The sequence below is a fragment of the Wohlfahrtiimonas larvae genome (assembly GCF_002006755.1).
Taxonomy (GTDB): domain Bacteria; phylum Pseudomonadota; class Gammaproteobacteria; order Cardiobacteriales; family Wohlfahrtiimonadaceae; genus Wohlfahrtiimonas; species Wohlfahrtiimonas larvae.
The window spans coordinates 1-3,020 of sequence record NZ_MVDO01000238.1; the positions used below are offsets into that span (position 1 = coordinate 1).

The 3,020-nt window shown below is 38.7% G+C and carries 3 protein-coding genes, 1 tRNA gene and 2 pseudogenes; 2 read left to right on the plus strand and 4 right to left on the minus strand.

Annotation, left to right across the window (positions count from 1 at the left end):
- The 4 genes and pseudogenes from BZK14_RS12135 to tpiA all read right to left on the minus strand — a co-directional run.
- A pseudogene (locus BZK14_RS12135) lies at window positions 1–319 on the minus strand (type II secretion system F family protein); the annotation flags it as partial.
- A gap of 27 nt (window positions 320–346) precedes the next feature.
- A tRNA-Leu gene (locus BZK14_RS12140) sits at window positions 347–431 on the minus strand.
- A 59-nt stretch (window positions 432–490) separates the two neighbouring features.
- Complete coding sequence (gene secG / locus BZK14_RS12145) at window positions 491–802, minus strand: preprotein translocase subunit SecG (RefSeq protein ID WP_077926733.1); 312 nt, start codon at window positions 800–802, stop codon at window positions 491–493.
- 15 nt (window positions 803–817) lie between these two features.
- Window positions 818–1,567, minus strand: coding sequence for a triose-phosphate isomerase (tpiA, locus tag BZK14_RS12150; protein WP_077926734.1), 750 nt, complete (start codon window positions 1,565–1,567; stop codon window positions 818–820).
- A 151-nt stretch (window positions 1,568–1,718) separates the two neighbouring features.
- Here tpiA and BZK14_RS12155 point away from each other — a divergent pair, with 151 nt between their 5' ends.
- Window positions 1,719–2,768: a rod shape-determining protein gene (locus BZK14_RS12155; RefSeq protein WP_143691474.1), complete on the plus strand. Its 1,050-nt coding sequence runs from the start codon at window positions 1,719–1,721 to the stop codon at window positions 2,766–2,768.
- A gap of 6 nt (window positions 2,769–2,774) precedes the next feature.
- Window positions 2,775–3,020, plus strand: a pseudogene (locus tag BZK14_RS12160) (rod shape-determining protein MreC); the annotation flags it as partial.

A 3,020-nucleotide genomic window follows, 5' to 3' on the forward strand; every position in this document is an offset into this window, starting at 1 on the left:
CCGCATACAATAATTCACTTAATGCAATCTTAGAGGCACCTGACGCCTGCATTGCCAATGCTTCAGATAAAGGCAAACCAGCTTGCAACATAGTCGCTAGCTGACGAGTGAATAACATAATATCTTCAGGTTTAACTTTGCCGCCCTTGCCTTTTTTAACTTTTGCTTTAACTATTTTAAGCGGCTGAATACCTTGAGCATTTAACAAAGACCTAATTTTTGTCGGCGAGGAACCTTTTAATGTACCTTCAACACGATTCCCCAGCTTGTCTCGACCTACCCAATTGTAGTCGACTTCTTTACGATTATCTAAAGCCATAAGGATATATCCATATATTTATTATTATGGTACCGACGCCCGGATTTGAACCGGGAAGCCTTTCAGCACTACCACCTCAAGGTAGCGTGTCTACCAATTCCACCACGCCGGCAATGAACTCAAACAGTATATATTAATTATTTTTTTTGTCTGCACATTTTATGTACTGACTTATTTAACTTCGTCAATATTTGGCACTAAAGATGTTGCAGGTGCATCTAATACACTTTCTGTATGACTAGTCGCAACTTTTCCATATAAAACCATCATTGAAAAACTGGTCACAAAAAACACAACAACCATCCACTTAGTTAATTTAGCTAAAAAATTACTTTTACCTGCCGCACCAAATACTGTTCCTGACGCACCACTACCAAATGCTGCACCTGCATCAGCACCTTTACCATGCTGAACCAAAACCAAACAAATAATAGCAACCGCTACCAGAACATGTATTACTGTAATGATTGTTGTTAATACCATATTAGACCTTCAAATTTACTCTACGCTCCGGATAATTTCCGAAAACACACTCGGTTTCAAAGAAGCCCCTCCTACTAAAACACCATCAATATATTCCTGAGACATATACTGTGCTGAATTTTCAGCAGTGACACTTCCACCATAAAGAACTTTTAATGAAGGGCGAATATTATCACTTTTGCAACTTAATGTATAGTAAATAAACTCATGCACTTCATTCGCAATATCAGCACTTGCAGACTTCCCTGTACCAATCGCCCAAACAGGCTCATATGCAACGATTATATTTTTAAACGCATCAATTCCACAATGATCAACCACCGAAAGCAACTGTGTTGTAATTACATCTTTCCATTGATTACTTTCTCTTTCTTCTAAAGTTTCACCAACACATAAGATTGGTACTAAACCATTCTCTAACGCCAAAATAGTTTTTTGTGCTACCAATAAGTCTGTTTCGCCATATAATTGTCTACGTTCAGAATGCCCTACCAAAACATATTGACAACCTACATCTGCTAACATTTTCGCAGAAATTTCACCAGTATATGCACCAACCTCTTGATCAGCTAAGTTTTGTGCACCTAACTGAATTTTAGAACTCAATATTTTTTCTGCAGCTAAAGAAAGATAAACAAATGGCGGCGCAATCACAACATCATGTTGAGATTGATTAGCTGCATCTGTAATACCTGCAATAATATCTAAAGCAGTGGCTACATCGCCATTCATTTTCCAATTACCCGCAATCATTTTCTTTTTCATAAACGACCTTTATTTTCATAAATAATGCATATATATGTATTGTATACTACCCTATTGTAAGTTTTTTTTATAGCATACATAGTTTATATTCCCATAAAACCATGTAAAATGGCTCTCTTAACTTTAACCTATATGGCAGATGGACTAAATTATGATACCAAAACGACTAAAGTCTCTTTTTTCATGTGACCTTTCAATCGACTTAGGGACCGCCAACACACTTATATATGTTCGCGGACAAGGCATTGTTTTAAATGAGCCATCTGTTGTTGCCATGGAAAAAGACAAAAAAACAGGCCGTGAAAGAGTTGCTGCTGTTGGTCATGAAGCAAAACGTATGCTAGGCAGAACACCAGATGGGATTGAAGCGTATCGCCCACTCAAAGACGGTGTCATTGCTGATATTGAAAGAACTGAAGATATGCTAGGTAGCTTCATTGGTCGAGTCCTACAAAAACGTGCTTTTGTTCGTCCGACACCACGCATTATTGTTTGCGTACCTTCAGGTGCAACACATGTAGAAAAAAGAGCAATTAAAGAAGCTACTGAAACGGCTGGAGCATTAGAAGTTAAATTAATTCCTGAACCAATGGCTGCTGCACTAGGCGCTGGCATTCCTGTTCATGAAGCCACAGGATCAATGATCTTAGATATTGGTGGCGGTACATCAGAAGTTGCAGTCATCTCACTAACAGGCATTGTGTATGCTAACTCTATCCGCATTGGTGGTGACCATTTTGACGAAGCAATCATTCAATATGTCCGCCGTAATTATGGCATGCTAATTGGAGAACCTACTGCCGAACGAATCAAACAAGATGTGGGCACAGCTTATCCATTGAATGAAGTTTTAGAAACTCAAGTCCGTGGCCGTAACCTAAGCGAAGGTATTCCTCGCACATTCACATTAACCTCAAATGAAATTCTTGAAGCCTTAATGGAACCATTACAAGGGATTGTAAGTGCAGTACGTCTTGCTCTTGAACAAACCCCACCAGAGTTAGCTGCAGATATTTCTGAACGAGGCATTGTCATTACAGGTGGTGGCGCTTTATTACGTAACATTGACAAACTGATTGCCGAAGAAACAGGTTTAGATGCAATTATTGCTGATGATCCTCTGACCTGTGTTGTTCGTGGTGGCGGTAAAGCCCTAGAAATGCAAGGTCTTTATGGTTTAAATGCATTTGCACTCGAATAAACTTGAATGCGCACTGTATCAACACCAAAGAAACAATGGTTACCGAATCAGAGTATCATTACCATCAAAATGGTTTTGGCAACTCTTCTTTCGGTAATATTGCTATATGTTGATGCTCGAACAGATTATACAAAACCTACCAAAACAGCTGTCAATACAATCATTCACCCAATCAAACTATTGGCAGAATTACCAAGTTCTGCAGGTAAACACTTAAAAATATGGTTCAGTGACAAAGCGGAATTAATCGAT

Coding starts and splice junctions, on each gene's coding strand:
- secG (WP_077926733.1), bottom strand. CDS start 802: ATGGTATTAACAACAATCATTACAGTAATACATGTTCTGGTAGCGGTT.
- tpiA (WP_077926734.1), bottom strand. CDS start 1,567: ATGAAAAAGAAAATGATTGCGGGTAATTGGAAAATGAATGGCGATGTA.
- BZK14_RS12155 (WP_143691474.1), top strand. CDS start 1,719: ATGATACCAAAACGACTAAAGTCTCTTTTTTCATGTGACCTTTCAATC.